We start from the raw sequence: 23,569 nt of genomic DNA on the forward strand, positions 1-23,569 counted from the left end.
CCTCTCGAAGCCCTTGGGCGCTTCGAACCCGCTGGCGGCTCCGAAGCCAGGTGCCTTCAGCTCCTTCGCCGCCTCGGACGCGACGTCCTCGAAAGACTCTGAGCCGAGTGACGGGACCAATCCGCTTGCGAAGCCCGGAACCCAGCCGCTGGGCTCTGGTAGCTCCACTGGTTCTAGCGGTTTCGGCTGGGCCGGTACGCAGCAGCTCAGTGGGAGCGGTACGACCGGTAAACCGCTCGGCGACCAAGAATTACGCCGCGAGCTTGCCGACGCCACGCAGCCCTTCCCCCGCCCTGGAACGATGGTGCGCCCCGGTGCGCAGTACAGCGCGTCCGACCCGGTGTTGCCGCTGCGGCGGTTCTCCAACACGGTGATTGCCGGGTTCTCGGTACTCGCGCTGCTAGTGGTTGGCGGTGGCGTTGTGGCCGGTATTCAGGTGGCGGACTCGATGAAGGGTGTGAGTAGTCCGCTGGTGAGCCCCTCGCTGCGTCCCAAGGAGGCGCCCGCCCCGCTGCCAGCGCCCCGGCCGACCGTGACGGTTACTGCCAAGACAGTGCCGGATGCGGAGCGGGTCAAGCAGAACAAGCTCTACCGGGTTGGCCGGCTCGCGTCGGCGGGCTGCCAGGAGCCGGCGGTCAAGCCGACCAGCAAGCAAGCCGTGCTGAAGTACTACCAGCGGATGTTGCCGTGTCTGAACAAGTTCTGGGCGCCGGTAGTCCGTAAGGCCGGCTATCCGTTCCGCGCGCCGAAACTCGTTGTCTATGACAACGGCAAGCCCAATTCGCCTTGCAGCGGTCACGCCGACACGGCCTTCTACTGCGGCGGGAACGAGACGATCAGCATGCGCTGGCAGGACGACGTCAAGTCCTACAAGCGCGACCCGCTCTGGGCGCGGGTCGACATGATGAGCACGATGGCGCACGAGTACGGGCACCACGTACAGATGCTCACGAACATTCTGATCTCGTCGACTTCTCGTGAGGGTTGGGCCAAGACCAAGGCCGCGAAGCTCGAGGAGAACCGCCGGATGGAGCTGCAGGCGTCCTGCCTAGGTGCGCTCTTCCTGGGCGCCAACAAGGCTTCGATGGAGTTGACCGGCCGGAAGCTGGCCGAGTGGGAGTACCTGGCCAAGCACAGTGGCGACGAGTACAACCCGAAGAAGGTCCGCGACCACGGTTCGAAGGCCAGTCACTGGTACTGGGAGAGCGGCGCCTTCCGGACCCCGGACCCGGCCAAGTGCAACACCTTCACCGCCCCGGCCAAACGCGTCTCCTGACCTGCCCAGACGGACAAGCCTGCCCAGACGGACAAGCCTGCCCAGGGGGACAGGGCTGGCCTAGACGGGCAGCCCCGGCCCACGCGGGCAGCCCTGCTTAGACGTACGGACGGCCGCGTTCGGAGCGGCTGCAGGTGTCGTTCAGCGGAGGAGGAGTTTGAAGCCTTCGTGGCTGCCGACGAAGCCGAGGCGGTCGTAGAAGCGGTGCGCGTCCACCCGGGTCTTGTCCGAGGTGAGCTGGATGAGGTGGCACTCCCGTCGCTTGGCCTCGTTGATCGACCACTCCATCAAGATGGTGCCCAGGCCGAGACCACGAGCAGCCGCGCCGACCCGGACGCCCTCGACCAGCGCGCGCTTGGCGCCCTTGCGGGACATACCGGGAATGATCGTCAGCTGCAGCGTGCCGACCACCTCGCCGCCACGATCGGCGACCACGAGTACCTGGTTGCTGTCAGCAACGATGTCGGCGAACGCCCGCAGGTACGGCGCGAGGTCGTCGGGCGACTCCCGGGTGGCGCCGATCTCGTCTTCGGCGAGCATGCCGACGATGGTGGGTACATCGGCTTCGGTGGCTGGGCGAATCACAACGTCGGTCATGCCGTCACCTTCTCAAATCGATCCCGGGCAGATGATCCCGGGCCGGTGCCGCCAGGTCCGGATTCGTTGCTTTAGTCAAGGACCTAACAAAATGTGACAGGTTTGGGACGCGGAGTCACGGGCACGGGGCCTGTCAGACACCACTGCATCCGCCCGTGGCCGGGGTCGCGTGATGCCACGTGTGTGCGCGATGCCGGGAACGGGCCCATCCTGGAGAGGAAGCCCGATGTCGGCGTTAGCGATCGACTTCACCCAGCCCTTCGAAGATGCCTTCGGCAAGCTTTTGTCGTTCATCCCCAACCTGCTCGGCGGCATCGTCATCCTGGTCGTCGGCTACATCGTCGCGAAAGTGCTCGGCAGCCTGATCGGCAAGCTGCTCGGCAAGGTCGGCTTCGACCAGTGGATGGATCGCGCCGGCGTGTCCGGCGTACTGCAGCGATCCGGTACCGGTCTGACCGCCTCGGCGATGCTCGGCAAGGTCGTGTTCTGGTTCGTCTTCCTGATCAGCTTCACGATGTTCGCCTCGGCCCTCGGCGTGCCGGAGATCTCGGCGTTCATGAGCGACATGCTCGGCTACATTCCGCGCATCTTCGCCGCCATCGTGATCATCTGCCTGGCCGCGCTGTTCGCGAACTTCCTGTCCGCGGTGATCCGTGGCGCGACCGGGAACGAGACGCTCGCGAAGATCGGCCGGTACGCGATCCTGGTCTACGCCGCCTTCGCCGCGTTGACCCAGCTCGGTATCGCCGTTCAGCTGACCGGTAACACCCTGCTGATCGTTCTCGGTGGCGCGGCCCTGGCCATGGGTCTTGCCTTCGGCCTCGGTGGTCGCGAGATGGCGGGCCAGGCCCTGCAGAAACTCTTCGAGCGCGGTCTCAGCTCGAGCGGCGGTTCGGCCAGCACCAGCAACGGCACGACCGGCGGCAACGGCATGACGAGCAGCAACGGCACGCGGTCCGGCGACAGCGGCTACGGCGACAACGGTCAGTCCGGCTACAGCGGTCAGACCGGTGGGACCGGCTACAGCGGTCAGCCCGGTCAGTCCGGCTACGGCGGTCAGACCCCGCCGACGTCGGCCGACGAGCCGCACCACGCCTCGCACGGCGCGACCAACTGGTCCGGCCAGGCGGACAACGGCTGGAACACCAACCCGCCGCGGTGATGGCAAGCAGCAAGCGCCGGTAGTTCAAGGCGACACCCAGACCGGTGGGCGCAGTCCCTTTGCGCAGGGACTGCGCCCACCGCCATGTCCACCGCCATGTCCACCGCCATGTCCACCGCCATGTCCACCGCCATGTCCACCGCCATGTCCACCGCCATGTCCACCGCCATGTCCACCGCCATGTCCACCGCCATGTCTCCGACCAGCTCGGACGTCGGCTGGGAGCCTCATGCTGAACCCCGGGCGGCGCTAATCTGCGGCGACGCTTGGCCGGTCCGTCCGGACCGGAACCGCCCCGAGGAGGACACCGTGTCTGTCTCGTTCCGAACGTTCCGTCACCGCCGCCACCTGGTTGCCGCCGTCCTTGCCGGTGGTGTGTTGCTGGCCGCTCCCGGAGCCGCGATCGCCGGCTGGGTCGGCCCGTCCGCGGGCGACTCCACAGCGGGCGCCGTACCCGCTGCGGCCGCCGTACCTGCCGCAGGGGCAGGCGCTGCGGCCGCCGCTGAGGCGCCGCGAAGGTCTTATGTGCAGGTTTATACGAACAACGTGGAGAACCTGAAGACCGCCACCGCCGATTGCCCGGGCGACTGGCCGGACCTCATCTACGCGATGAAGCGCACCGATCCCGCGCCTGACATTTTCCTGGTCCAGCAGATCAGCAATCGGAGGGAACTGACCAAGCTGGTCAGCCGGATGGAGGCAAAGCTCGGGCACAAGTACACGGGCCGGATCGCGATCGCCGACCCGCCGGACCAGCTGCGCAAGTGCAACGGTGAGAAGAGGCAGCAGACCACCGCGATCGTCTTCAGAACCGACCGGTTCCGGGTGCTGAAGGCCGACACCTGGCGGGCCGACCGGCACACCGCCAGGGGCTGTCAGAACACCGGCCAGACCCGGGCGGAAGCACTGCGGCTCAAGCTCCGCGACACTCTGGCCGACAAGGACCTCACCGTCGCGACCACGCACTGGCCGACCAACCAGAGCGGCGGCCATGAGTGCGCCGAGGAGAACGCGCGGGAGGCGGCCACGAAGGTCTCCAACTGGGGTGGCGCGCTGATGATCTGGGGCGGCGACGCGAACATCGCCGCCGGAAGCCCCGGCGCCTGGAAGCCCTGGTACCGGCAGACCAACGGTGACCTCGATGGCCGTGCGGGCTTCCGGGACGCGATGTACCACCACTGCGGCAAGGTGACCGCGCCGCGGCAGGAGTGCCTGCGCAACAACTGGACGATCGGCAAGGGCAGCCGGATCGACTATCTGTGGGCCAAGAAGCCGGGCGGTATGCCGGCGATCACGGCCGTGCACACGGTCGGCTTCGAGGAGGCCGGCCAGGCAGCCAAGCACTACACCGGCGATGACGCGGCCGGGCTCCACTACTCCGACCACCGCGCCGTCCGGGCCCGGATCCACTACTAAAACCCGCGCCGGACAACTCCATAGCTCCGAACCCGCACGCGGCGCCCTGGACGGGGCGCCGCGTGCGGTGCGTCAGGCGTCGGGGCCGGACCGGCGAACGTCCTCGACCTTGGCCATGGCCTCGCGCAGGTCGGCGAGCCAGGTTTCGCTGTGCTGCGCGACGAGCTTGACGCACCAGCTCAGCGCATCGCTGCGGGAACGGGCCACGCCCGCGTCGACCAGGGTGTCGAGGACCTGGCGCTCGGGCTGCCGCAACCGGGTCATCACCGGTGACGACAGCGAGGTGAAAATCGTGCGGGTCCCACCGGAGACCACGCCCCACGCGACCTTGCGGCCGGTGGCGTGCTCGAGCTCGCGGGCGATCTCGATGCGCCGCTCGCGGGTGTCCTCACGGAACTGCTTGATGCGCCCGGCCTCTGCCGCCGCCCGGGTCGCGTCGCTGACCTCGCCCTCCAGGGTGGGAGCGGGAATCTTGCCGACCACGAGGATCTCGTCGCGGTCGATGGTGATCTCTGGCTCTGCCTCGAACCAGTCCGAGGGGAGGCGGCCGGTGAGCCAGCCCCGTACTCGGTCCGAACTCTCGTCTGTACTCATGTAATCATGATTACACGCATGCACAAACGCTGCAGTGCCTGCAACCGGGTCAGGCCGTCAAACGTGCGAACGCCCGAAGCGACGAGTGGGCAGGACTCGTCGCTCCGGGCGTCGTGAGGGGCCACAGGGGTTGGCCCCACGGGCGAGCCGCCTCCCCACGGATAGAAGCCGGCCCGCCAGGTCTGGATCAGCTGTAGGCGGCTCGCAGGTTGCTGTGCGCCGACGCGGTGGCGCCGGTCCGGTCGAGGCCGAGCAGCGCCGCGCCCACTACCGGCGGTACGGCGACCACGCGCGGTACGGCCTTCGGCGCCTGGGCCGCGAGCAGGCTCTCGATCGTGTCCATCAGCTGGCGGTGCCCGGACGTGAGTACGCCGCCACCGAGAACGACGTCGGCCGGTTCGTTCAGCAGATCCAGCCGGCGCAGCGCGACGACCGCCATGGCGACAACTTCCTCGGCCTGGCGACGTACGACCGCCGAGGCCACCTCGTCACCGGAGGCGGCGACCTGGAACAACAGCGGCGTGGCCTCCAGCCGGCGGGCGTAGGGAATGTCCCCGAGGTGCAGGGCCTCGATCAGTGCGGAGACCGAGGCGACACCGAAGTGCTCGGGCAGAACGGTGGCCAGGGCGGTGGCGGGGCCCCGGCCGTCGTCGGCGCGCGCGGCCGCGGCGTACGCCTCGTCGGCGAGTTGCTGGCCGCCACCCCAGTCGCCCGAGATGCGCCCGACGGCGGCGAACCGGGCGGTCCGGCCGTCGGGCAGCAGGCCCGCGCAGTTGATGCCCGCGCCGCAGACAACCGCCACGCCACGCGGTTCGTCCACGCCGGCGCGGAGCAGCGCGAAGGTGTCGTTGGCGACATGTACCTCGTCGGCCCAGGCGTGCGAGCGGAACGCCTCGGCCAGGCGTTCCTCCTCGATCGGCAGATCGGCATTCGCCAGGCAGGCCGAGATCTGCTGCACCAGCACCCCGCTGGAGATGTCGAGACCGGCCGCGTCGGCGGCGGCCTCGACCAGCGGTACGAGGGCCTGGACGGCTGCGGTGGGCCCGATGACGTGCGGCTCGAACCCGCCGCCGCGCGCCGTACCGAGCACGCTGCCGTCAGCGGCGACCAGGGCGACGTCGGTTTTGCTGTTACCGGCGTCGAACGCCAGGACGCCACCCGGAACCAGCGGTTGCAGGCCGGTTCGCGCCGTGGCTACCGCGGTCATGCCCAGTCCAAATGATCGCGGTTGTTCGCGAGCAGGCGGTCGGTCAGGCCGTTCGCGTACTCGATCTGGCCGATCAGCGGGTGGGCCAGCAGGGCGTTGAAGACGCGGTCGGCACCGCCGTGCAGGGCCGCCTCGAGGGCGAGGTGCTCGTACGCCGTGACGCCCGCGACGAGTCCGGCGTACAGCGGTTCGAGCGGACGCACCGGCAGCGGCGTCGTACCGCGGGCGTCCACGGTGGCGGGCACCTCGATCACGGCGTCGTCCGGCAGGAACGGCAGCGTGCCGTTGTTCCGGGTGTTCACGACCTGCACGTCGCCGGTGTTGTTGAGCAGGGACGAGGCCAGGTCGACGGCCGCCTCGGAGTAGAACGCGCCACCTCGCTTGCTCAGCAGTTCGGGCTTCTCGTCCAGCGCCGGGTCGGCGTACATGTCGAGCAGTTGCTTCTCGATCGCGGCCACCTCGGCGGCACGGGACGGCTTGGCCTTGAGCTCGCGGACCACCTCGTCGTGCTTGTAGAAGTAGCGCAGGTAGTACGACGGGACGACGCCGAGGCCGAGGATCACCTCACGCGGCAGGCCGATCTCGTCCGCCAGCTCCTGGGCGTGCTCGGCCAGCAGCTTGGGCAGGACCTCCTCGCCGTCGACGCGAACGCCGCGCTCCCAGGTGAGGTGGTTCAGGCCGACGTGGTCGAGACGGACCCGCGAGTGGTCGACGTCCAGCATGGCGGCGAACTTGCGCTGGAAGCCGATCGCCACGTTGCACAGGCCGACCGCCTTGTGGCCTTCCTGCAACAGTGCGCGGGTGACGATGCCGACCGGGTTGGTGAAGTCGATGATCCAGGCGTCCGGGTTGGACGCGCGGACCTTCTCGGCGATGTCGAGTACAACCGGTACCGTGCGCAGGGCCTTCGCGAGGCCCCCGGCCCCGGTGGTCTCCTGGCCGACGCAACCGCATTCGAGCGGCCAGGTCTCGTCCTGGTTGCGCGCCGCCTGCCCGCCGACGCGCAGTTGCAGCAGTACGGCGTCCGCGCCGTCCACGGCCGCCTCGATATCCGAAGTGGTGGTGATCTTGCCGGGATGGCCTTGTTTGGCGAAGATGCGCTCGGCCAGCCCACCGACCAGCTCGAGCCGGTCCGTGGCCGGATCGGCCAGCACCAGCTCGTCGACCGGCAGCGACTCGCGCAGCCGGGCGAAACCGTCGATGAGTTCAGGCGTGTACGTCGAACCGCCGCCAACGACTGTGAGTTTCAACCTTTGACCCCTGTAAGAGTGACGCCTTCGATGAAGGCCTTTTGGGCGAAGAAGAACAAGATGATGACGGGTGCCATCACCAGCACGGTGGCCGCCATGGTGAGGTTCCAGTTGGTGTGATGGGCGCTCTTGAAGGACTCCAGGCCGTAGCTGAGCGTCCAGGCGGCGGGGTTGTCGCTCGCGTAGATCTGCGGTCCGAAGTAGTCGTTCCAGCAGTAGAAGAACTGGAACAACGCGACCGCGGCGATAGCGGGTTTCGCCATCGGCATGATCACCCGGACCATCGCCTTGAAGTCGCTGCAGCCGTCGATCTTGGCCGCCTCGACGTACTCCTTGGGAATCGAGGTGAGGAACTGGCGCAACAGGAAGATCGTGAACGCCTCACCGAAGGCCATCGGAATGATCAACGGCCACAGCGTTCCGGACATGCCGAGCTGCTGGGTCCAGAACAGGTACATCGGCACGATCACGACCTGCGGCGGCAGCATCATCGTCGCGATGACCACCATCAGCGCGACGCCCCGGCCGCGGAACTTGAACTTGGCCAGCGCGTACGCGACCGGAATGCTCGAGGCGACCGCGAGCGTCGTCCCGACGATGGCGTATAACAAGCTGTTCTTCCACCAGGTCAGGAAGCCCGGCGTGTTCAGTACGTCGACCAGGTTGTGCCACTGGAACGGCTTGGGCCACAGGTCCCGGGTGAGGGCCTGCTGGTCGCTCATCAGCGCCGTGAGGAAGACGAACACGAACGGCAGAACGAAGAACAGCGCGGCCGCGATTCCCAGCGAGTGCACCGCGATCCAGTGCAGTGTGTCTTTGCGGCGCATTTCAGTCCTCCGCCGAGAGCAGTCCACCGCGGCGGCGCATCAGCAGCCCGGTGAAGATCATCGAGAGTACGAACAGGACCAGCGCGACCACGGAGGCGGAGCCGATGTCGAAGCGCTGGAAGCCGAGGTTGTAGACCACCTGCGGCAGGGTCAATGTCGACTTGTCGGGATAGCCCGGCTCGAATTGTTGCCCTGAGCCACCAATAACACCGCTGGCGACCTTTCCGGCCACGAGTGGCTGGGTGTAGTACTGCATCGCCTGGATGATGCCGGTGACAACTGCGAACAGGATGATCGGGGAGATGTTCGGCAGCGTGATGTGCTGGAACCTGCGCAACGCGCCCGCACCATCCAGCTCCGAGGCCTCGTACTGCTCTTTCGGTACGTCGAGCAGCGAGGCCATGAAGATGACCATCAGATCGCCGATACCCCAGATCGCCAGCACGGTCAGGGCCGGTTTCGACCACGTCGGGTCGTTGAACCAGCCGGGCTGCGGCAGACCGATCGCGCCGAGGATGTTGTTGACCGGGCCGGTGCCTGGATTGAGCAGGAAGGCGAACGACATGGTCGCGGCCACCGGCGGTGCCAGGTAGGGCAGGTAGAAGGCGGTGCGGAAGAACCCGGCGCCGGTTTTGATCTTGGTGATCAGCAGGCCGATACCGAGGCCGAAGGCGACGCGCAGGCTGACCATGATGATGACCAGCCACAGCGTGTTCTGCATGGCGGGCCAGAAGTTCGGGAAGTCGGTGAAGACGTACTTCCAGTTACGCAGGCCGACCACCTCGGGCGGCGCGTAGCCGTCGTACTTCACGAAGGAGAAGTAGATCGTGGAGAACAACGGGTAGAGGAAGAACAGCCCGACGCCGAGCAGCCAGGGCGACAGGAATGCCACGTTGCGCAGTACCTCGCGCCGCCGCTTCCGGCGCAGGGTGTACTCCTGCGCCGGAGCGGCGGCCCGCACGGCCTGGTCAGTGGCCGAAACCGAGGTCATCGTCACTTGGCCTGAGCGATGTCTTTGTCGATCTGCTCATCGGCCTTCTTCAGGGCCGCCGGCAGGTCGGTGATCTTGCCGGCCTCGTACTGGTAGCCGAGATCCTGCAAGGTGGTCAGGTAGGCGCCGCCGTTGACGCTGGCGGGCGCGCTGTTGCTGTCCTTGTGCTGGGCGATGCCGATGAAGACGTCCATGATCGGGTCTTCGGCCAGCTTCGGCGACTTCAGCGCCTCGAACGTCGAGGGCACGTTGTGAATCGCGTTGGAGAAGTTGACCACCGCGTCGGTGTCGCTGGTGAGGTACTTGGTCAGCTCCCAGGCGGCGTTCTTCTTCTCGCTCTTGTTCGAGATACCGATGATCGTGCCGGACAGGTAGCCCTTGCCGTAGGTGTCCTTCTGGTCATCGGGAACCGGGACCGGTGCGACACCGAACTCGAACTTCACGCCCGCGTCCTTGATCATGCCCGCGCGCCACTCACCGTCGAAGGCCATCGCGACCTGGCCGGTGTGGAAGGGGTTCTTCGCACCCCACTCGTCACCGAAGGTGGTGCGGTACTTCTCCAGCTTGGCGTAACCACCAAGCGCGTCGACGAGCTTCTTCTGGCCCTGGTAGGCCTTGATGAAGTTCGGGTCCCGCGAGGCGTTGGACCTGCCCTCGTCGTCGAAGTACTTCAGGCCCCACAGGGCGCCGTACTGGCTGGTGGTCACCTCGTAGCCGTGATAGTTCGGCATGAAGCCGAGCTGGCTGAAGCTGTCACCCTTGGGCTTGGTGAGCTTCTTGGCGACGGCCTCGAACTCGGACAGCGTCTTCGGCGGCTCGGTGATACCGGCGGCCTTGAAGGCGTCCTTGTTGTAATACAGGCCGTACGCGTCGTTCAGCAGCGGCAGCGCGCACCGCTTGCCCTCGAACTGCGTGTAGTCCAGCAACGGCTTCGGGAACGTCTGCTCCAGGTTGAGGCCGGACTTGTCGATGAACGGCTTCAGGTCGGCGAAGACGTTCGAGCTGCAGAACGCGCCGACGTTGGTGGTGGTGAAGGAGGAGACCACGTCCGGGGAGCTCGCGCCGCCGGTCCGCAGGGCCTGCTTGATCTTGTCGTCGTTGATGTTGCCGACGACCTTCACCTTGATGTTGGGGAACTTCGCCTGGAAGTTCTTGATGCTGGCCTCGATCCCCTTGACCTCGCTCGGCGCGCTCCAGCCGTGCCAGAAGAGGATTTCGACATTCGCGGCGGAGGGGTCGTCACTGGCCTTGGTCGCGGCGGGCGTGCCGGTGCAGGCGGTGCCGAGCAGCGCGATGGCCGCGGCCGCCGCGACTGCTCTGTGAACTCGGGGCATTTCCGGTCTCCTGATCTTCGTGCGGACTTTCTCAGCGGGCTTGGTGCAGGGTGTTCGGCGCGCTCACTCGACGGCAGGGGTTCCAGCGGTGTCGAAGACCTCGTCGCGGGTGGTGCTCAAAGCCGACTGCAGCGCACCGGTGAGCACGGGATCCTCCGTGACAGCGGTGAGCAGCAAGCGGGGTCGTGGTACTGCCAGTACGGCCAGTTCTTCCTGGATGAGGCCGCGCAGGCGCTCCCCGCCGGCGGTGATGACACCACCGGCCAGGACGATCAATTCGGGGTCGACGACCGCCACGATGGCGGCCAGGCCGACGGCCAGCCGGTGCGCGAACTCCGCCAGTACGCGATCTCCCGCGCCGCGCGTGCGCAGCGCCTGGGTGATCGCGTCCTCGGCGGACCGGGCCTGCAGGCCGTGGGCGTGGGCGAGGGCGAGAACCGGTTCGGCACCGGCGAGTTCCTGGAAGCCGCCGGCGTTGTTGCGGCCGACGTTGCGCACCAGGGGAGTGCCGGGCAGGGGGAGGAAGGCGACTTCACCGGCGCCGCCGGTGGCGCCGCGGTGGAGCCGTCCACCGATCACCACCGCGGCGCCGATTCCCTCCTCGCCCCAGAGGAGGACAAAGTTGCCGCTGACGCGAGCGTGCCCGATGCGCTGCTCGGCGACGGCGGCGAGGTTGACGTCGTTCTCGACCTCGAGCGGTACGCCGATCGCGGCCGCGAGGTCTTCCAGCAGGCGCGGGCTGTGCCAGCCGGGCAGGTGGGTCGCGTAGCGCAGGCGGCCGGTCGTCGGATCGAACCCGCCGGGCGTACCGATCACCACCCGGCGCAGGCGATCCTCGGTCAGCGCGGCTTCACCGAGCGCACCGTGAATCGCTTTCAGTACGCGTTCGACCGTGCCGCGGGCGCTGCGTCCGGGGGTGGGCAGTTCGAACCGGCCGACGACCCTACCGCGCAGATCCGCGACCGCGGACAGGATCCGGGCCGGGTTCACGTCGAGCGCGGCGACATGGGCGATGCCGGCGTTGATCTCGTAGAGCTGGGCGTTCGGGCCCGGGCGGCCGGCGCTGGTACCGCTGTGCCGGACCAGGCCGACGGTCTCCAGGCGGCCGAGCAACTGCGAGGCGGTCGGCTTCGACAGACCGGTCAGGCTGCCGAGCGCCGTACGGGACAGCGGGCCCTGCTCGAGCAGCAGGTCGAGGGCGGCGCGGTCGTTCATCGCGCGCAGCAGCCGGGGCGTTCCGGGCGTACTCGGCGTTCCGGCCATCGTGTCCCTCCCATCCGGCTGCTCGGGCCGCGATGGCCTCAAGGGTTAACTGTTAGGAAACCTTCCTATTGATGAGTAGGACGGTAAGGCGGCATCACCGGTGCTGTCAATCGATCGCGCTGGTCACGTTTTGGCCTCGCCGCTGCCGTCGGCTGGGACCGGGTTAGGGTGACCTAACTGAATACGAGCGCGGAGGTCTGTGTGGGGAGCCTGACGGCCGGCCGGTTGTTGCGGCGGTCAGTGCGAAGGCATCGCGGGCGATTGTCGATCGGTATCGCGGTGCTCGCCTTGCACCAGGCGACCGAGGCCGCCGTGCCGGTGCTGATCGGCCTGACCGTGGACCGGGCCATCGCCACCGGCAGCGTCGCGAACCTCGGGTTCTGCGTGCTGTTGCTGGTGCTGTTGTTCCTGTTGCTGTCGAACGCGTGGAAGACCGGCGCGCGGCAGATCGTGCGGGCGATCGAGACCGAGACGCACCAGTTGCGGCTGGAGGTCGCCGCGCGGGTGCTCGACCCTCGCGGTCATCGCAGCGGCCTGCGTTCAGGTGAACTGCTGTCGATCGCGACTTCCGACGCGGAGAAGTCGGCGTTGGCGCTGCGGGCCGTGTCGATGGGCTCGGCGGCGGTCGCGGCCCTGGCTGTGTCCTCGATCGCCTTGCTGACGATCGACGTACCTCTCGGGCTTGGCGTCCTGGTCGGCGTACCGGTGATCGTGGTGGCGTTGCAGGCCTTGTCGCCGTTGCTGACCCGGCGTACCGAAAGCCAGCAGGAGTCGATCGCGAGTACCACGGCCCTGGCCACGGATCTTGTCGCGGGTCTACGCACGCTGCGCGGTATCGGGGCGCAGCACAACGCCGCCGAGCGGTACCGCCGGTCGAGCCAGCAGGCCCTGACCGCGACGCTGCGAGCGGCGGCCACGAACGGAATCCAGGACGGCGTCACTACCGCCGCGAGTGGGTTGTTCCTCGCGGCCGTTGCCGGTGTGGCCGGGTGGTTCGCACTGAACGGCCGGCTGAGCATCGGTGAACTCGTCACGGTTGTCGGCTTGGCCCAGTTCGTGGCCGAACCGGTTGGCACGTTGGGCTATTGCGGTCAGCTCGCGGCGCTGGCGAAGGCTTCGGCCGGACGGCTGGCCTCGGTGCTGGACGCACCGGGTCTGGTCGAATCAGGTTCGGTGACTCAGCTGGATCCGGCCGCTCCCTCGTTGGCGTTGGAGCGCGTGAGTCATCGCGGCCTTGACAAGGTGGACCTGTCGGTCGGAGTCGGTGAACTCGTCGGGGTGCTCTGCTATGACCCGCGCGACGCCGATGCGCTGCTGGCCCTCGTGACCGGTGGCGCTCCCGAACACGATGGCCACCTGCTGATCGGTGGTACGCCGGCCGAGATGCTGGACATCGACCTGATCAGGCGGACCGTGCTGCTCGAACAACACGACACGGACCTCTTCGAAGGCACCATCCGGACCAACCTGCTGGCCGGGTCGCCGGGTGATGACGAGCGGCTTACGCAGGTTGTCGCTTCGGCCGCGGCGACCGATCTTGTTGACTCCGTCGGACTGGACCATCCGGTGACGGATCGCGGCCGGACTTTGTCGGGCGGTCAACGGCAGCGCCTCGGTCTGGCCCGCGCGTTGCTGGCCGATCCGCCCTTGCTGGTGCTGCACGACCCGAGTACGGCGGTGGACGCGGTGACGGAGGAGTTGCTGGCGGAAGGTCTGGTCGCGGAGCGGGCGAACGCCGCCACGCTGGTGCTGACCAGTAGTCCGGCGCTGCTCGGCAAGATGCACCGGGTGGTCGTCCTGGACGACGGCCGGGTGGTTGCCGAAGGCACCCATGGCGAACTGGCCGAACGGGATGAGCGGTATCGGGAGGCGGTGCTGCGATGAGCGAGGTTTCGTCCGCTGGTGGCGGCCACGACTTGTTGCCGATCGCCGGCGCCGGGCAGACGTGGTCGGTGCTGTGGCGGGGAATGCGCAAGGGGCCGACCGCGCTCGCCGGGTTGGTCGTCACGTCGGCGGGTGCGGCCGGGCTGGTGGCGCCCTGGGCACTCGGGCGGCTCGTGGACGACCTCACCGCAGGTGCCGACCGGGCGTCGGTGCTTAGGATCGCGATCGTGATCGCGGGCGCCGCGCTGCTGGCCGGTCTGCTGACCGCGCTCGGCAGCATGCTGGTGTCGCGCGTGGGAGAGGCCGTACTGGCGCGGCTGCGCGAGCAGGTGGTGGACCGGGTTTTGCAGTTGCCCTCGGCAACGATGGAGAAGGTGCGCACCGGTGACCTGCTGTCCCGGGTCGGCGATGACGTCTCCGTGGTCGCGAACGCCATCAGCTCGACCGGGCCGCTCCTGTTGCAGGCCGCGGTGACGGTTGTACTGACCGGCGTCGGCATGTTCGCGCTCGACTGGCGGTTAGGGCTTGCGGGCCTGCTTTGCGTTCCGGTCTACCTGCTGGCGCTCAAGTGGTACCTGCCACGCTCGGCGCCCTTTTACGCTAGCGAACGGGTGGCGATGGGCGAGCGTTCGCAGGTGCTCATCGCCTCGATGCGGGGTAGTGCCACCGTGCGGGCCTACCGGCTGGAAGACGAGCACCTGGCCCGGATCGACGACCGGTCCCGGGTGGCGATGGACCTGTCGCTGGGGGTCTTCCGGTTGTTCAGCCACTTCGCGTCGCGGATCAACCATGCCGAGTTCGTTGGTCTCACCGCCGTACTGGTGACGGGGTTCTTCCTTGTACGCGGTGATCTCACGACGGTTGGCGCGACCACCGCGGCCGCGTTGTACTTCCACCGGCTGTTCAATCCGCTTGGCACGCTGGTGATGGAGTTCGACCAGGTCCAGTCAGCCGGAGCCAGTCTGGCCCGGCTTGCCGGGGTGGCCGAACTACCGCCGCCCGATGCCGCTTCGGATGGGCCAGGGCCTTGGGACAGCTCGATCGAGGTTGTGGGCCTCAGCCACCGGTACGACGAAGGGCCGCTCGTTTTGGCGGACGTGGCCTTCCGTATCGAGCCAGGCGAGCGGGTAGCTCTGGTAGGCGCTAGTGGTGCCGGTAAGACCACCCTGGCGGCGATAGTCGCGGGAATCCTTCAACCCACGCAGGGCTCGGTTCTCCTCGGTGGCGTCGACGTACGGACGCTTGGGGAGGTTCGAACGCGCTCGCAGGTCGCGTTGCTGAGCCAGGAGGTGCACGTCTTCTCGGGACCGCTCGTGGAGGACGTACGGCTTGCGAAAGCCTCAGCCACTGATGCCGAGGTGGAAGCCGCTCTGGAGGTTGCAGGCGCTCTTACCTGGGTTCGGGCTTTGCCGGAGGGCTTGCACAGCCAGGTCGGGGAGAACGCGCACCAGCTGACCGGAGCCCAGGCACAGCAGTTGGCCTTCGCGCGGCTTGTGCTGGCGGATCCGCCCGTTGCTGTGCTGGATGAGGCTACGGCGGAAGCGGGCAGCGCCGGCGCGCGTGAACTCGAACGAGCCAGCGCTGCCGCCACCGAAGGCCGTACGACGTTGATCGTGGCGCATCGACTTACCCAAGCCGAACAGGCCGATCGCATCATCGTGCTCGACCAGGGGCGCATTGTGGAGGTTGGCTCGCACAAAGAGCTCCTGGGCCGCGACGGCCGCTACAGCCACCTCTGGCACAGCTGGACCGGCACCTAAGCCTGAGGCTCGCCCTCGGCCTCATCGTCGTATCTGCTGTCGCTGATCACCTCGGCCCGTCGTCGTACCTGCTGCCGCTACCGTGGTCTCCCATGAGCTGGTCGATCAGTGAGGTCGCACGGGTCTCCGGCGTGACCACCCGCACCCTGCGGCACTACGACGCGATCGGGCTGCTACCGCCGGATCACGTGGGTGCCAACGGTTACCGGTACTACGAACGGCCGCAACTGCTCCGGCTGCAACGGATTCTCCTGCTGCGGGAACTCGGTTTGGGCCTGCCGCAGATCGAGGCGGTGCTGGCCGGCTCGGTCGACGAGCGGGAAGCGTTGCGGCTGCACCGGGAAGAGATGCTCGCGGCCCGCGACCGGCTCGACGACCTGCTGGTCACGATCGACGCCACCATCGCCGAGCTGGACGGTGGGCCCGAGCTCACGGCGGAAGAGCTGTTCGCCGGGTTCGACCAGCGCCGGGCGGAGCTGGAGGAACGCCTGGTTGCCGCACACGGTGAGGGCGTCCGGCAGCACTTCGCGGTAAGCGCCGAGCGGACCCGGGAGTGGACGGCCGAGGACCACCTGGCGGCTCGTGAGCAAGGCGAGGACCTACTCCGTCGGATGGCCCTACTCGCGCGGGCCGACGTGGCGCCGGACAGCCCGGGTGCGCTCGAATTGATAGGCGAGCACCATCTGGGGATCAGGGCGTTCTGGGAACCGGACCGCTCGTCCTACGTCGGTCTGGCCGAGTTCTACCTGAACGATCCGGAGCAGCGCTCGAACCTCGACCGGATCGACCCGCTCCTGGCCCCTTGGCTGCACGAGGCCATGACCGCTTTCGCCGCCTCGCATTGGAGAACTTAGGGGAGGCGCCAGTCGATCGGGTCGCCGCCACGCTCGGCGAGCAGGGCGTTGACCCGGCTGAACGGACGCGACCCGAAGAACCCGCGATCGGCCGACATCGGGCTCGGGTGGGCGCTCTCGACGTACGGGATATCCCCGAGCATCGGCTTGAGCGTCTGCGCGTCACGGCCCCAGAGGATCGCCACGAGCGGTCCGCCCCGTGACACGAGGGCCTTGATCGCCTGCTCGGTAACGGCCTCCCAGCCCTTCCCGCGGTGTGAGCCGGGCTTGCCGGGTTGAACCGTCAGAACTCGGTTCAACATCAGTACGCCGCGATCGGCCCAGGGGGAGAGGTCGCCGTTGCTAGGCGCTGGGACATCCAGATCGGCCATTAGCTCGCGGTAGATGTTCTGCAGGCTGCGAGGGATCGGCCGGACGTCAGGCGCCACCGAGAAGCTCAAGCCAACAGGATGGCCTGGAGTCGGGTACGGGTCTTGACCGACTACTAGCACCTTCACCTCAGCCAAAGGCCTCGTGAACGCGCGCAACACGTTCTCCCCGGCAGGGAGGTACGGACGGCCCGCGGCGATCTCCGCCCGCAGGAACTCGCCCATCCGGCTGACGGTGTCCTCAACCGGCGCAAGCGCTTCGGCCCAGTCCGGCGCAACCAAGTCACTCAGTGATTTCGGGCTCACCCGGGACAGTCTCCCAGGCGCCTTCCGTATCCGGCGCGTGGGTGCCATGTCTTGCGGTGTGGGGCTGAAGGCTTGACGGTGATTCGGCGCTCGGTGGTCTCATGCTGGTAGGACCTCGCGGCGGAGGGAGCACCGGATGGCACCGAGGTCGGATGGCACCCGCGACTTCAAGGTGGCTTTCATCGGCGCCGGCTCAGCCCTGCTGGGCGCCCTCGTTGGTGCGCTCGTCAGCATCCAGATCACCGGTATGCAGCTTGAGGCCGATCGAGCCCAGGAAGCGCGGGAGAAGCGTGCAGTGGTTTACGCCGACTTCCTGGATGCAGCCAATTCCTACCAGCTTGAGGCGGGTTACACGGCCAAGGGCCTCGCCGGGGTCTCCGAGGCCGACCGGCGCAAGCTGCCTTCGGACGCGCCTGTGTTGCGGAACTACCTGAAAGCCCGCGTGCGCTACCAGAACGCGGTCATCCAGGTATACGTCTACGGCAGCGAGGACGCCTGGCGTGCGGCCCAGCAAGTCGGCCAAACCCTGCCGCGAGCCACTGGCGGCCTAGAAGTCCCCAAGATGGACGTAGCCACCTTCACCCGGGCCTACCAGAACTTCCTCCGCATCTTCTGCGCCGAAGCCCCCGCAACCCCCCGCCCCACCTGCACCCGCTGAGTTGGTCTGTCGTTCATCCGGCGGTAGAAGTCTTGGCCTATAAAGGTCGCGGCCTCGCAAGGTATGAGCTTGCGAGGCCATCAGCTTTTGAGGCCTTCAGTGTTGTGGCCCTTAGTCGTTAAGGCCTCTAGCTTCGGGGTGTTTGAGCGAGGCGGCGTAGGGCGGTGGCGTAGCGGCGGGCGGCTAGGGATTGGCCTAGGCGCGCGATGGGGCCTGCGAGGCGGGTGTACCAGGTGCCGGGGCGGCTGTACGCGAGCAGGGTGAACCACACTGAGCCGTCTTCAGCCTGGGAGATGGTGAAAGATTCCTCGCCGGCTTCGGGATGACCTTGCAGGGTCCCGTACGCGAAACCGGTCTCGGCCGGGTCGTTCATTGTTCGGACGATCTTGCAGGGCACGGGGATCGGGCCGAGGCGGCCGAGCGTGAGCGTGCCGACCTCGGCTGATGGGGATGTAGCCGTCATACCGATCCCGGACGCCCGATGCATCTCGAACGTCATCAAGGCAGAAGCGGCTCGGCGAAAGACCTCAGGCCCTTCGCCGAGCCGCTCCCGGTGCTCCAGCCGGTGGTAGCCCGGAGGTGTTGTTGCCGCCTCCGTGCAGCCCACGCAGTCGTAGCTGAACTCAAGTCCTTCAAGGTCTGCAAGCTTCACAAACCCATCATGACCGTTCGACGCGAACTACCGGCCGATCGCGTAGCAGGTGGCCGTGGACTTCTTTGTCGGGTCACTCTCGGAGGTAGCGGTCAGAGTGACCTTGGCGAGCGGTTTGGCCGTCGGACCGGGCTTGGCCTGTACGGCGACCTGGACCTGCTCGCCGACGTTGGCGGTTGCCAACTCGTTGGGGAGCGCCACGGACCAGTTGGCGCCGTCGACCTTTACGGACAGGCGGTAGACGTCACCGCGTAGGTACTGGCTCACGTCCTCTGGGTGCTGTCCTGCGACCGGTGCGGTCTTACCTGTGTTCCGCAGCGGGAACTTGCAGGTGGTCGTTCCGTCGCCGTCAGGACCTGCAGCCGTCGGGAGCAGGCGTACGCCGCGCTGTGCGGGTCCAGCTCCGTCAAGCGACCGGACGGCCACCCGGTACGACAACACGCCAACGCCATCACGTCGTACGTTGGTGACGTAGAAGTGCAGCCGGTTGGCCTGGTCGACGTACTCGAACTCGCTGCCGGAGTTGGTCCCAGCGTGGAACAGGGCGTCCGAGAGCTGGCGGTAGTCCCCGATGGTGATCGGGACCTTAGTGCCGTCTGGGAGCACGTAATCCGTCATCCCGATGTCCTGCGGATTAGCGTCAATTACCCACTCGAACGGCGCTTGGTCCTGGTTCTTCGTCTTGGCGAGCAGTACGCCGGAGTCCGGGGTGAACGAGTCGGTTCCGATCCGGTCGACCACCTCGAGCGTGTAGTTCTGGTAGCCCCGGCCGTCGCACATCGGATCGGTTGCGGGCGCACACGGCGGCGCGAGATCGCCTGTGCCTAGTTCGATGTTGATCCCGGACAAGCCCTTCGGACCTGGTTGAATCGCCCGGGCGGTTACATCCGCGATTACCAGGCCGGACTGGGCTAGAGCCTCGCGGGACAGCCGAAGTACGTTCTGCTCGTCGATCATCTTGAGCTTGATCTTGTTGCGCAGCATGTGTTGAGCGCCCATAGAGGCACCGCCGGTCGCAGGGATCATCCAGCGGCTGTGCGGACCGCCCGGGCCATTGAATGTGCCACGGCTGAGCATCTCCCAGATCCCGCTGTACGCCCGCCGCGGCGGTACGCCGTACGGGTTGTTGTAGTTGTCGCCGATGCCGAGAACGTGGCTGAGCTCGTGGGCGTACACGGCCATGCCCGAGCTTTCGGACTGGGTGGTGGAACCGCCGCCGGCGTTCGGCCAGAGGGTGGAGCCGGAGGCCCAGGACGTCCAGTCGACGTACCGGGTACGCGTCCAGTTCGGTAGAGCCGGGTCCGGCGGGCCGAACTCGTCGGTGACGTCCTCCTTGGTTGGGAACTTCATCGGCCCGAACTCCTGCCAGGTGGCCGATTCGTCCTGCCCGGCGCTCAGATAGAAGATGAAGTCGAAGCCGGCCGGAACCTCTGGACCGACGTCGGCGACCCAGGCCGCCCGGGCGTCCGTGCGCAGATTCTTCGTGCAGGTGTCGCCGGCGGGACAACCCGTGCCGGCCTGGAACTCCATCGCGTACTCGTGCGATTTGCCGGGCATCTTGTACGCGCCGAAGGCGGTCAACTCAACGCCGTACCGGCCGCCCGAGTCCTCCATCCAGTACTCGTGGATCGTATGGCCGCGGTTCAACGCACCCGGCTTGTTCAGGAAGTCCCGGTAGAACTCGGCGACCTGCTCGCGCGGGATGCCGTTCGCCTCCGCGCTCGGATTGCCGAACGGCGTCGAGCCCTTGGGCTGCGTGACCACAAACGGCTGGTTCGGGTAGTCGACGAGGACCAGCGCGCCCTTGAACGTACGCACGGAGCCGGATTTGCCCGGATCGGCCCAGTTCGTACCAGGCGGCAACTTGTAGTCCGACCAGGTCATGTGATCCGGATTGACCCAGTTCTGCGGATCGATCGCGGCGCCGAACCCCGCCGAGGCAATCCGCTTCTCGCCGCGGGATTCCTGCCAGGGCTGAGTCTGCGGCCAATGGTCGAACTGCCAAGGGTTAGGCGGATCCGCGGCCACCGCATCGGCGGATGCCGACGACGGTGCGGACGCGGGGGCGGGCGTGGCGAGGGCGAGGGAGGGGATCGAGACGGCTGCGAGTACGGCGATCAACCGCAGGGCAGGCCGGAATTTCCGTTCGTCGGTCACAGGCGGATTCCGATCGAAGAGGGCGGTACAACGTTGTCCCGGCAGTCTGCCCCCGCAACCCGCCGGCCACAATCGATCACCACGACGGATTCCCCTCGTTTTCCCCGCCATCTCGCGCAACCGGCCGCGTCACTCGTAGGCGAGGCCAGCGGTGAGACGGCATCGACACGCCGTTTCGTCTACTGTATACAGTATGGCTGAAGTGGTTTTCGGTCGACAGGGAGGCTCATTCCCCATGTACACAGTGACGGACCCGGCGACGGGTGAGCTGATCGAGCAAGTGCCGAACGCGACCGATGAGGAGGTGCTGGCCGCGATCGACCGGGTGCATCGCGGGTACGGCTCCTGGCGGCAGCGGTCGGTCGCCGAGCGGGCGGCTATCGTGGCGCGCGCGGCCGACCTGTTCGCCGAACGGACCGACGAGTTGGCCGCGATCATGACGCTGGAGATGGGTAAGCGGATCAACGAGGGCCGGGGTGAGATCGGCATCGTGGTCGACATCTTCCGGTACTACGCCGAGCGTGGGCCAGACCTGCTGAAGGACGAGCCGGTCGCGATCAAGGGCGGCCGGGCTGTCATCACCAAAGGACCGATCGGGCCGCTGCTCGGGGTGATGCCGTGGAACTTCCCGTGTTACCAGGTGGCCCGGTTCGTGGCACCGAATCTCGTACTGGGTAACACGATTCTGCTGAAGCATGCTTCGATCTGCCCGCGGTCCGCCGTGGCGATCGAGGACATCCTGCGCGAGGCCGGAGTGCCTGAGAACGTTTACGTAAACGTTTTTGCGTCCAGTCGGCAGATTCCGTCGGTGCTGGCCGATCCGCGGATCCAAGGAGTGTCGCTGACCGGTAGTGAGCAGGCGGGGATCTCGGTGGCGGTCGAAGCAGGCAGGAACTTGAAGAAGTCGGTGCTGGAACTAGGCGGATCCGACCCGCTCATCCTGCTGGACAGCGATGACCTGGACGAGTCGGTGAACGTCATCGCGACAGCGCGGATGCGTAACTGTGGTCAGTCGTGCAATTCGCCAAAGCGAATGATCGTCATGGCGGAGATCTACGACGAGTTCGTCGATCGGCTGACCAAGCGGGTGGCCGACTTCTATCAACCGGGCGATCCCGCCGATCCGGCGACGAAGTTGCCGCCGTTGGCCTCGGTCGCGGCGGCTGATGAGGTCGCCGCGCAGGTGGAAAAGGCCGTACGGCAAGGCGCGACGCTGCGAACCGGTGGACGGCGGATCGGGCCCGGGGCCTACCTGGAGGCGACGGTCTTGACGGATGTCACTCGCGAGATGGACGCGTTCTACGAGGAGATCTTCGGGCCGGTGGTGGTGGTGTTCAAGGCTGAGACCGAGGCGGAGGCGATCGAACTCGCCAACGATTCGCCGTTCGGTCTGGGCGCCAGCGTGTTCGGTACTGACCCGGAGCGGTCCCGCCGGGTCGCTGACCAGATCGAGGCCGGCATGGTCTATCTCAACAGCGCGGGCGGTTCACAAGCGGATCTGCCGTTCGGCGGCATCAAGCGCTCCGGTATCGGCCGCGAACTCGGCCCAGCCGGCATCGAGGAGTTCATGAACAAGAAGTCCATCCGCCTCTGACTCACACGCCACGTGTTGCATTCATCGGCCCTCAATCCACCGGCCAGTGCAGGTCGGCAAGCAAGCAGAGGGCGGATTCGGACCGATGAATGCAGGCGTGCGGCGGCGGTCCGCCCGCATTCACCGCCGCCCAGTGCTGGCCAGCGGGCGGATGAGGGCAAGTTCGCACCGATGAATGCCACAGCGTGGGCGGTTGGGGCGCCCGCGGCGGGCGAAGGTCTTTAGGAGCCGGTGAGGGTTGAGGTGCGGTCTTCTTTCAGGGCTTTGAAGAGGGCCCGGGCCTTTTCGGTGTCCCACTTCACCGCGGAGCCGGCCGAGGTGTTGAGGTTGGTGTCGGAGATCGGCACGGTGAGCGTGATGCCGCCCTTGCCAGCCGCGACGGCCTTCATGCCGCGGGCGAACCGGAACAGGTCGATCGGTCCGGTGCTCTCGTCGATGGTCAGGGCGTCGGCGCCGGAGGTCAGCACGTTGAAGTACCTGACCGGGTTGAGGAACGTCGCCGGCGAGACGGCCTTGTTCGCGACGGCACCGATCATCTGGCGCTGGCGTTCGACCCGGCCGAGGTCACCCTTGGGGTCGAAGTACCGGGCGCGGACGTAACCGAGCGCCTTCGGCCCGTCGAGGTCCTGGCAGCCCGCGGGCAGGTTGATGTGCGCCTTCGCGTCCTTGATGGCCTTCGGCAGGCAGAGGTTGATCCCGCCGACGCTGTCGATGATGTCCACGAATCCGCCGAAGCCGATCTCGACGTACGCGTCGACGCGTAGGCCGGTCACGCCTTCCACGGTCTGGGTCAGCAGCTTGGGACCACCGATCGAGAAGGCCGCGTTGATCTTGTTCTTGCCGTGGCCCGGGATCGGCACGTAGCTGTCGCGCGGCAGGCTGATCAGCGCGGTCGGGCCACCCGAGGCCGGTACGTGCATGAGCATGATCGTGTCGGTACGGCGCCCGCCGGTGCTGCCGGTTCCGAGCTTGCGCTTGTCCTCGGCGGTGAGGCCTTCGCGGCTGTCCGAACCGACCATCAGGTACGTCGTACCGGGCGTCTCGGCCGGGCGGTCCCCCGACGGCATCGCGTCGACCTTGTTGATCTTGCCCCAGGCGAACAGGGGTACGCAGATCAGCATCAGTACGAACAGCAGCACGAGCAGGCCGATCAGGCGGCCGAGGCCGAAGCGGCGCTTCTTCTTCGGCGGAACGGCGGCATATCGCGGGTCGACCGGCTCTACATAGCTCATGGCATCGACCGTAGCGGGACTGTGCAAAAACTGCGCGTAAGTGGTAGCGAGCTGCTCACTCGGTGTCGCGCGCAGGCGGAAAACCCTCGTTTTTTCGATCCCTCTCGCTAACGACAATCATTTCAGTTAAGGTGCGGGAGTCGGTCCGGCGGGGCGAACCCACCGGGAGGAGCGAGAGTTTTCGAGG

The 23,569-nt window shown here is 67.1% G+C and carries 20 protein-coding genes; 8 read left to right on the plus strand and 12 right to left on the minus strand.

Features of this window, described 5'->3' with window-relative positions:
• Positions 1 to 301: 301 nt before the first annotated feature.
• Positions 302 to 1,276, plus strand: coding sequence for a neutral zinc metallopeptidase (locus tag ACFFGN_RS06475; protein WP_380044398.1), 975 nt, complete (start codon positions 302 to 304; stop codon positions 1,274 to 1,276).
• 141 nt (positions 1,277 to 1,417) lie between these two features.
• Here the strand turns inward: ACFFGN_RS06475 and ACFFGN_RS06480 are convergent, their stop codons facing one another.
• Entirely contained in the window at positions 1,418 to 1,873 is a 456-nt protein-coding gene (locus ACFFGN_RS06480) for a GNAT family N-acetyltransferase (protein WP_380044399.1), read from the minus strand.
• 226 nt (positions 1,874 to 2,099) lie between these two features.
• On the opposite strand from ACFFGN_RS06480, the gene ACFFGN_RS06485 reads away from it, so the two are divergent.
• Together ACFFGN_RS06485 and ACFFGN_RS06490 are read left to right on the plus strand one after the other, a co-directional pair.
• A complete protein-coding gene (locus ACFFGN_RS06485) occupies positions 2,100 to 3,035 on the plus strand; it encodes a mechanosensitive ion channel family protein (RefSeq protein ID WP_380044400.1) in 936 nt (311 codons plus the stop codon).
• Positions 3,036 to 3,119: 84 nt separating this feature from the next.
• Positions 3,120 to 4,451: a hypothetical protein gene (locus ACFFGN_RS06490; RefSeq protein WP_380044401.1), complete on the plus strand. Its 1,332-nt coding sequence runs from the start codon at positions 3,120 to 3,122 to the stop codon at positions 4,449 to 4,451.
• A gap of 72 nt (positions 4,452 to 4,523) precedes the next feature.
• On the opposite strand, the gene abmR is transcribed toward ACFFGN_RS06490, so the two are convergent.
• The 7 genes from abmR to ACFFGN_RS06525 form a co-directional block, all read right to left on the minus strand.
• A complete protein-coding gene (gene abmR, locus ACFFGN_RS06495; protein ID WP_380044402.1) occupies positions 4,524 to 5,045 on the minus strand; it encodes an ATP-binding transcription factor AbmR in 522 nt (173 codons plus the stop codon).
• A 187-nt stretch (positions 5,046 to 5,232) separates the two neighbouring features.
• A complete protein-coding gene (locus ACFFGN_RS06500) occupies positions 5,233 to 6,252 on the minus strand; it encodes an N-acetylglucosamine kinase (RefSeq protein ID WP_380044403.1) in 1,020 nt (339 codons plus the stop codon).
• Positions 6,249 to 7,502: a 6-phospho-beta-glucosidase gene (locus tag ACFFGN_RS06505; protein ID WP_380044404.1), complete on the minus strand. Its 1,254-nt coding sequence runs from the start codon at positions 7,500 to 7,502 to the stop codon at positions 6,249 to 6,251. Before ACFFGN_RS06505 ends, ACFFGN_RS06500 begins: the two co-directional genes overlap by 4 nt.
• Positions 7,499 to 8,329, minus strand: coding sequence for a carbohydrate ABC transporter permease (locus tag ACFFGN_RS06510; RefSeq protein WP_380044405.1), 831 nt, complete (start codon positions 8,327 to 8,329; stop codon positions 7,499 to 7,501). The genes ACFFGN_RS06505 and ACFFGN_RS06510 overlap by 4 nt, the downstream gene beginning before the upstream one ends.
• 1 nt (position 8,330) lies before the next feature.
• Positions 8,331 to 9,320: a carbohydrate ABC transporter permease gene (locus ACFFGN_RS06515; RefSeq protein WP_380044406.1), complete on the minus strand. Its 990-nt coding sequence runs from the start codon at positions 9,318 to 9,320 to the stop codon at positions 8,331 to 8,333.
• Positions 9,321 to 9,322: 2 nt separating this feature from the next.
• Positions 9,323 to 10,654, minus strand: coding sequence for an ABC transporter substrate-binding protein (locus ACFFGN_RS06520; protein ID WP_380044407.1), 1,332 nt, complete (start codon positions 10,652 to 10,654; stop codon positions 9,323 to 9,325).
• Positions 10,655 to 10,717: 63 nt separating this feature from the next.
• Positions 10,718 to 11,917: an ROK family transcriptional regulator gene (locus tag ACFFGN_RS06525; RefSeq protein WP_380044408.1), complete on the minus strand. Its 1,200-nt coding sequence runs from the start codon at positions 11,915 to 11,917 to the stop codon at positions 10,718 to 10,720.
• Between the two features lie 201 nt (positions 11,918 to 12,118).
• Here ACFFGN_RS06525 and ACFFGN_RS06530 point away from each other — a divergent pair, with 201 nt between their 5' ends.
• The 3 genes from ACFFGN_RS06530 (at position 12,119) to ACFFGN_RS06540 (ending at position 16,415) form a co-directional block, all read left to right on the plus strand.
• Entirely contained in the window at positions 12,119 to 13,801 is a 1,683-nt protein-coding gene (locus ACFFGN_RS06530) for an ABC transporter transmembrane domain-containing protein (RefSeq protein WP_380044409.1), read from the plus strand.
• Positions 13,798 to 15,561: an ABC transporter ATP-binding protein gene (locus ACFFGN_RS06535; RefSeq protein ID WP_380044410.1), complete on the plus strand. Its 1,764-nt coding sequence runs from the start codon at positions 13,798 to 13,800 to the stop codon at positions 15,559 to 15,561. The genes ACFFGN_RS06530 and ACFFGN_RS06535 overlap by 4 nt, the downstream gene beginning before the upstream one ends.
• Positions 15,562 to 15,653: 92 nt before the next feature.
• The gene (locus tag ACFFGN_RS06540; RefSeq protein ID WP_380044411.1) at positions 15,654 to 16,415 is read left to right on the plus strand and encodes a MerR family transcriptional regulator; all 762 of its coding nucleotides are present in this window, start codon (positions 15,654 to 15,656) and stop codon (positions 16,413 to 16,415) included.
• Here the strand turns inward: ACFFGN_RS06540 and ACFFGN_RS06545 are convergent.
• Positions 16,412 to 17,089, minus strand: a complete 678-nt coding sequence (locus ACFFGN_RS06545; protein WP_380044412.1) for a uracil-DNA glycosylase — start codon at positions 17,087 to 17,089, stop codon at positions 16,412 to 16,414. The genes ACFFGN_RS06540 and ACFFGN_RS06545 overlap by 4 nt on opposite strands.
• A gap of 136 nt (positions 17,090 to 17,225) precedes the next feature.
• Here ACFFGN_RS06545 and ACFFGN_RS06550 point away from each other — a divergent pair, with 136 nt between their 5' ends.
• The gene (locus ACFFGN_RS06550; protein WP_380044413.1) at positions 17,226 to 17,747 is read left to right on the plus strand and encodes a hypothetical protein; all 522 of its coding nucleotides are present in this window, start codon (positions 17,226 to 17,228) and stop codon (positions 17,745 to 17,747) included.
• Positions 17,748 to 17,874: 127 nt separating this feature from the next.
• Here ACFFGN_RS06550 and ACFFGN_RS06555 read toward each other — a convergent pair whose 3' ends face one another.
• Positions 17,875 to 18,399: a DUF1990 domain-containing protein gene (locus ACFFGN_RS06555; RefSeq protein WP_380044414.1), complete on the minus strand. Its 525-nt coding sequence runs from the start codon at positions 18,397 to 18,399 to the stop codon at positions 17,875 to 17,877.
• Positions 18,400 to 18,426: 27 nt separating this feature from the next.
• Positions 18,427 to 20,556 (minus strand): M6 family metalloprotease domain-containing protein, encoded by a 2,130-nt coding sequence (locus ACFFGN_RS06560; protein ID WP_380044415.1) that lies wholly within the window; start codon positions 20,554 to 20,556, stop codon positions 18,427 to 18,429.
• 235 nt (positions 20,557 to 20,791) lie between these two features.
• Between ACFFGN_RS06560 and ACFFGN_RS06565 the strand changes: the two genes are divergently transcribed.
• Entirely contained in the window at positions 20,792 to 22,150 is a 1,359-nt protein-coding gene (locus tag ACFFGN_RS06565) for an NAD-dependent succinate-semialdehyde dehydrogenase (protein ID WP_380044416.1), read from the plus strand.
• Positions 22,151 to 22,371: 221 nt separating this feature from the next.
• On the opposite strand, the gene ACFFGN_RS06570 is transcribed toward ACFFGN_RS06565, so the two are convergent.
• Positions 22,372 to 23,382 carry an LCP family protein gene (locus ACFFGN_RS06570; RefSeq protein WP_380044417.1) on the minus strand — a complete coding sequence of 337 codons (1,011 nt, stop codon included), beginning with the start codon at positions 23,380 to 23,382 and terminating at the stop codon, positions 22,372 to 22,374.
• Between the last annotated feature and the right edge of the window lie 187 nt (positions 23,383 to 23,569).

The organism is Kribbella deserti, from assembly GCF_042434725.1.
Taxonomy (GTDB): domain Bacteria; phylum Actinomycetota; class Actinomycetes; order Propionibacteriales; family Kribbellaceae; genus Kribbella; species Kribbella deserti.

Coding starts and splice junctions, on each gene's coding strand:
- ACFFGN_RS06540 (WP_380044411.1), top strand. CDS start 15,654: ATGAGCTGGTCGATCAGTGAGGTCGCACGGGTCTCCGGCGTGACCACC.
- ACFFGN_RS06485 (WP_380044400.1), top strand. CDS start 2,100: ATGTCGGCGTTAGCGATCGACTTCACCCAGCCCTTCGAAGATGCCTTC.
- abmR (WP_380044402.1), bottom strand. CDS start 5,045: ATGAGTACAGACGAGAGTTCGGACCGAGTACGGGGCTGGCTCACCGGC.
- ACFFGN_RS06480 (WP_380044399.1), bottom strand. CDS start 1,873: ATGACCGACGTTGTGATTCGCCCAGCCACCGAAGCCGATGTACCCACC.
- ACFFGN_RS06490 (WP_380044401.1), top strand. CDS start 3,120: ATGTCCACCGCCATGTCCACCGCCATGTCCACCGCCATGTCCACCGCC.
- ACFFGN_RS06510 (WP_380044405.1), bottom strand. CDS start 8,329: ATGCGCCGCAAAGACACACTGCACTGGATCGCGGTGCACTCGCTGGGA.
- ACFFGN_RS06570 (WP_380044417.1), bottom strand. CDS start 23,382: ATGAGCTATGTAGAGCCGGTCGACCCGCGATATGCCGCCGTTCCGCCG.
- ACFFGN_RS06520 (WP_380044407.1), bottom strand. CDS start 10,654: ATGCCCCGAGTTCACAGAGCAGTCGCGGCGGCCGCGGCCATCGCGCTG.
- ACFFGN_RS06535 (WP_380044410.1), top strand. CDS start 13,798: ATGAGCGAGGTTTCGTCCGCTGGTGGCGGCCACGACTTGTTGCCGATC.
- ACFFGN_RS06550 (WP_380044413.1), top strand. CDS start 17,226: ATGGCACCGAGGTCGGATGGCACCCGCGACTTCAAGGTGGCTTTCATC.
- ACFFGN_RS06515 (WP_380044406.1), bottom strand. CDS start 9,320: ATGACCTCGGTTTCGGCCACTGACCAGGCCGTGCGGGCCGCCGCTCCG.
- ACFFGN_RS06565 (WP_380044416.1), top strand. CDS start 20,792: ATGTACACAGTGACGGACCCGGCGACGGGTGAGCTGATCGAGCAAGTG.
- ACFFGN_RS06525 (WP_380044408.1), bottom strand. CDS start 11,917: ATGGCCGGAACGCCGAGTACGCCCGGAACGCCCCGGCTGCTGCGCGCG.
- ACFFGN_RS06500 (WP_380044403.1), bottom strand. CDS start 6,252: ATGACCGCGGTAGCCACGGCGCGAACCGGCCTGCAACCGCTGGTTCCG.
- ACFFGN_RS06475 (WP_380044398.1), top strand. CDS start 302: ATGGTGCGCCCCGGTGCGCAGTACAGCGCGTCCGACCCGGTGTTGCCG.